Origin of the sequence: Pseudidiomarina aquimaris (assembly GCF_003987395.1) — a bacterium.
GTDB classification, from domain to species: domain Bacteria; phylum Pseudomonadota; class Gammaproteobacteria; order Enterobacterales; family Alteromonadaceae; genus Pseudidiomarina; species Pseudidiomarina aquimaris.
Map to the genome: position 1 here is coordinate 1 of NZ_PIPT01000017.1, position 4,998 is coordinate 4,998.

Annotated in this window: 5 protein-coding genes and 1 rRNA gene; 5 read left to right on the plus strand and 1 reads right to left on the minus strand. The window is 48.1% G+C overall.

The window, feature by feature from the left end; all coding sequences use genetic code 11:
• Positions 1-161: 161 nt before the first annotated feature.
• The 4 genes from CWE21_RS13290 to CWE21_RS13305 are packed head-to-tail and all read left to right on the plus strand — an operon-like array spanning position 162 to position 3,637.
• On the plus strand, positions 162-1,169 hold the full coding sequence (locus CWE21_RS13290; protein WP_126834901.1) for an RHS repeat domain-containing protein: 1,008 nt from the start codon (positions 162-164) through the stop codon (positions 1,167-1,169).
• 29 nt (positions 1,170-1,198) lie between these two features.
• Positions 1,199-1,582 carry a hypothetical protein gene (locus CWE21_RS13295; protein WP_126834902.1) on the plus strand — a complete coding sequence of 128 codons (384 nt, stop codon included), beginning with the start codon at positions 1,199-1,201 and terminating at the stop codon, positions 1,580-1,582.
• Positions 1,579-3,306, plus strand: coding sequence for an RHS repeat domain-containing protein (locus tag CWE21_RS13300; RefSeq protein WP_126834903.1), 1,728 nt, complete (start codon positions 1,579-1,581; stop codon positions 3,304-3,306). Before CWE21_RS13295 ends, CWE21_RS13300 begins: the two co-directional genes overlap by 4 nt.
• A complete protein-coding gene (locus tag CWE21_RS13305; protein ID WP_126834904.1) occupies positions 3,287-3,637 on the plus strand; it encodes a hypothetical protein in 351 nt (116 codons plus the stop codon). Before CWE21_RS13300 ends, CWE21_RS13305 begins: the two co-directional genes overlap by 20 nt.
• Positions 3,638-3,849: 212 nt before the next feature.
• Here CWE21_RS13305 and CWE21_RS13310 read toward each other — a convergent pair whose 3' ends face one another.
• Positions 3,850-4,398 (minus strand): gamma carbonic anhydrase family protein, encoded by a 549-nt coding sequence (locus CWE21_RS13310; RefSeq protein ID WP_126834905.1) that lies wholly within the window; start codon positions 4,396-4,398, stop codon positions 3,850-3,852.
• Positions 4,399-4,886: 488 nt separating this feature from the next.
• Here CWE21_RS13310 and CWE21_RS13315 point away from each other — a divergent pair.
• Positions 4,887-4,998: ribosomal RNA gene (locus tag CWE21_RS13315) — 16S ribosomal RNA — on the plus strand; the annotation flags it as partial.

Below are 4,998 nucleotides of genomic sequence, written 5' to 3' on the forward strand. Positions count from 1 at the left end.
TCGTTTTGTTTCAGAATCGCTAAGATCTGACTGTCTGTGTATCGTGATTTGCGCATAGAAAACTCCTTCGTTTTAGTTTAACGGAATTTTCTACTTATAACTGCTCCGATTTTTCGGGGGGATTACACTACGACCCATTCGGCAAACCCCGCTACGGCACCATGCTGCCGAGCAGCGCGGCAACGTTGTTTGATGTGGCTGGCGGTACACCGTTTACGCTACGCGGCCTCACCGACCATGAGCACATTGACCAAGCGCAATTGATTCATATGAACGGTCGGGTGTGCGATTACAACCTTGGCCGTTTTTTAAGCATCGACCCGTTGATTCAGGCACCCGGCAACAGCCAGTCGCTGAACCCGTACTCGTACATTATGAATAACCCGCTGGCGGGCACCGACCCGAGTGGGTATGCGAGTGTGGGTAACTTAGGGTTTGGTGAACAGCAGCACTGCAACTTCCATTGTATGATTGGGTATCATGGGTTTACGGAGGCGGGCTCCAACGGGGCTGACGGTACTGTAACAGTTGAGGTGGTCTCCTTAGGTATTGAAGAGGACTCCGCTGGTATTGGCTCTCCAGGGAGCAAGCCTATATCCTCTGGTGAGAGTGTCTCTTTGTTTCCATTGGTGAGTTATAGCTCCTCAGGTTTGGCTACGACTGAGTTAGTTGGGGCTATATCTCGGGAACAATTGGGGAACCTAGAAGGGGACTCGCAAAATATCTATCAGGAAGCTAATGAGTTCTTTGAAGACGATATCGCTAACTATGGTGAAGAAAGAGAGTTTCAAGATAAGTATGCTGTAGCCCTGCGTAGTATCGACAATCCACTAGAAGTTTACGAGCCAGCAACTTTCAATAGTTTTCAAGAGGCTAACGAATACGCAGGTAGGGCCTATCATATTAGAGGTTATGAAAAAGTCTGGGTCAACGGATACCACTACGCCGGGAAGTCGATAATCTATAAAAGTGCAACTTTTACGCGCGGTGGTTATACGGGTATAGAAAATACGATACGCGTACTCGCACATGAATCACGCCATTTTAACAAGGCTAACCCCCTAAACATTCGAAAACATGTCACAGAAAGCCAAATGGCTGCATTTTTCCTGTCGTCGAAGCTGGCCGTTCGGCGGTATAGAAACTCAATACAAAGGACAAAAGAATGATAAGTTCTCTAATTGCTCTGGTGTCGTTTATGTCTATAGCCGATGCTCACGCAACAATCGCTGAGCTGGAAGAGTGTGGCATTGCTATTGACTATTATATTGGCGGTAAGGCTGAAGACTCCATAGAGCTCACCATAAAAGTTGACCAGTCCAAACTGCATCGCTTGGATTCAGGTTGTGAACCTTGTGAGCGCGTCAGTTGGGTTAGTATTAGTGATGCTACGACAAACACTTGGACAATTGTGCACGTCGAAAATGGCATGGCGGAAATGGTTTGGGCGAATAGTTTAGAGCAAGCTAGGCGATATGTTATTGACTTTAAGTTAGACAATGTCGGCAGTGCTGACTCTAAAGGCCGAAGTAAAGAAGACTTTAGCATAAACATTTCTGAATTAATTGGCGCCGCTAAGTGAGCCGAACCTACGACCAAGTTTCGGGACAGTTGAAGCAGGTGGGCGCGGCAAGCGCGGTGGGCAATGAGCTGCATTATCTGGCGTACTATTACGGTCGCTTCGGTAACCTCGACAGCCAAACGATGGAAAGCAACAACGGTGCGATGAGTGTGACAGAGTCGTACAGTTATGACGATTTGCATCGCCTTACGGGTAGTAGCTTAAGCTCAGGCGGCAGCATTAGCTACAGTTATGATGCGACAGGGAACTTAACGCAAAAAAGTGACTATGCGAGCAGTATGACCTATGGCTCGAGCGGTAAAAGTAACGCTGGCAATGCGGGACCTAACGCGGTGTTAAGTGCGACCTTGGTGGGCGGTGGCAGCACCAGCTTTAGTTACGATAATAACGGTAACCTTATCAGCGGAGCTGGCAAGGCGATTACCTACAATGCACTGAATAAGCCGACACAAATCACCGCCGGCGGCAGCACCGTCAACTTTGCCTACGACGCCAACTGGCAGCGCTTTAAAAAGACGGTAAGCGGCAACCGCACGGTGTATTACATTGATGATTCGGTGGAGGTCGAGCAGGTCGATGACACCACCATAACCCGCACCTACATTGACGATATCGCCATCGTCAAACGCACGAAGTATGCCGGTTTGTCGCTTGCCAGCCATGAAATCACCTACACGCTGCGCGACCGTTTAGGCTCGGTGGTCACACTCACCGACCACAACAATCATATTCTCGAGCATCGCAGCTACGACCCGTTCGGCAAACCCCGCTACGGCACGATGCTGCCGAGCAGCGCGGCAACGTTGTTTGATGTGGTTGGCGGCACACCGTTCACGCTACGCGGCTTTACCGACCATGAGCACATTGATGAAGCGCAATTGATTCATATGAACGGTCGGGTGTACGATTACAACCTTGGCCGCTTTTTAAGCATCGACCCGTTTGTTCAGGCTCCCGGCAATAGCCAGTCGCTGAACCCGTACTCGTACATTATGAATAACCCGCTGGCGGGCACCGACCCGAGTGGGTATGCGCTTGTACAAGGCTCCATTGATTGTATTGAGAGCATGGCTGCATGCGCCACAGTTCTCAACGGCGGTACGCCAACCAAAAACGACTTTAGCGGCGCAGCTGCGAGTAATGGCAGCGCGCCATCGAGCGATGGCTCTGATAGCGATGTTGAGGCTGAGGAACTGGGTGCGCCTGGGGAGGTTGGTGTTAGTGAGAATCACACGCTAGCAATCACACCAAAATCAGACAAAATTGATGCTGACGTATTATTCGAGCAGTTGGACTATGACCCGAATGGGCGTAGTGAATTTGCCAACGCCGTTCTTAATCCGTTAGATGCGCTCGAAGCAAAAGAGGCTGCTGACGATGCTGTAGAGCTAACCAAGGAAGCATTCCCTAATATCCGAACAGCATGGAATAACGTGGCTGATGCATTCAGGCACGCGACTTGGAATTATTTGATGACCAAGAAGCTCGGTGTTGATGCAGCAAAGGAGTTTGGGGATGCTCATGAACGCTACTCAGGTAATGCACTGGGTGAGACCACCATGGATCTGTATAACAATAATGTTGGCAGGATATTGGGGAGTAACCCTGATTTTAAAGTAGAGGAAGCAAAACGCGTTATTTTAAGAGCCATAAGGCAAGGTGATCTCCGTACAAAACCATTTGAGATAATAGGGGGTAGCGAAAATGTCGAGACTGATTACTAAATTCGTAACTATCATTCTTGTGTTGATTCTCGGAGGATGCGGAGTAACGAGTAAAGTCACATTAAAAAATTCTAGTTCGGAACAAATATCAAATGTGAAAATATACGCGTCAGAAAGCTTGATTTGGCAAGGCGAACTTGTCGCTGGACAGTCTGTGTCAGCTAGCTTTAATGCCGACAAGGATGGTGCATTAAGGGTCACAGGTAATGGCAATTCAAAAAAGTTTGATACTGGTTACCTTGGTTACACAACGCCAAATGATGGGGTATTCCATACAATAACCTACTTAGGCCAAGGTGTGACATCCTATGAGTATGTAGTGGCAAACTAAACCCGAGCACTATTTTAGGCGGTAACATTGGCAAGGCGTCAGCCAACTCGTTGTTAAGTGTGACCATGGCTGCCGGTGGCAGCACCGTTAACTTTGCCTACGACGCCAACTGGCAGCGCTTTAAAAAGACGGTAAGCGGCAACCGCACGGTGTATTACATTGATGGTGCGGTGGTAACAGTCAGGCTCTTGTTATTTGAAGCGTCTCGTAATCTATACGGAGTGCACATTCAAAGCATATTCATCCTTCAGCCTTACGTAGTTCTCTGCTGATGCCGGTAAGAAGGCTTTCTCTTCTTCAGTTAGTGGGCGTGCTTCTTTAACTGGGCTTCCGACATAAAGGTAACCGCTACGTAATGTCTTGCCAGGCGGTACGAGACTACCTGCACCAATAATAACGTCGTCTTCTACGACCGCACCATCCATGATCACTGCTGACATGCCGATGAGAATACGTGAACCAATCGTGCAGCCATGCAACATGACGTGATGCCCTACCGTTACATCTTCGCCAATAATGAGTGGGTGACCATCGGGGTTGCGGCTACTTTTCCGGCTTACGTGCAGTACACAGTTGTCTTGGATATTTGTGCGCGCGCCTATTTTAATGTAATTCACGTCACCGCGCGCTGACACCAAAGGCCAAACACTGCTGTTCTCGCCTAGCGTAACGTCACCAACAATGACGGCACTTTGGTCAATGTACACATGTTCCCCAATGGTGGGTTCAATACCTTGATAACTACGAATATCGCCATTCATGGGTACTTACTCCTCAAATTGTTATCTTTTTGATCTCAACAACAGTCGTTAAGACTAGCAGAAACCCTTATTCCACGCGAGTTGATTCAAAAAAGCAGCGATCTGCGCAACAAAACAGCAGTCAGCAAAAAAACACGCGAAAACTGCAAAAAGGCGCTTGACGTGCGCAGTTAAATCTCTAAAATGCGCTCCACGCTTGAGGCAGGCAACGAAGCCGCCAAAAGCAGAAGTTTTCAGTCAGAAAAAATTATGTCGAAAGGCTTGACAGAAAACTAAGGCCATGTAGAATACGCGGCCTCGCTCAACGAAGCGAAACGTTCTTTAAAAATATATCAAGCCAAGCAAACTGTGTGGGCACTTACCGGATTCAGGCAGAGAAGCATCTTCGGATGCAACAAGTACCTTAAATGGTACACCTGACTGATTGAACGAAGTGCTTAACAAATTAAAGCTTAAGTCATGAAATTCAATGGGTCGATTAAACTTTTAAACTGAAGAGTTTGATCATGGCTCAGATTGAACGCTGGCGGCAGGCCTAACACATGCAAGTCGAGCGGTAACAGAGAGAAGCTTGCTTCTTTGCTGACGAGCGGCGGACGG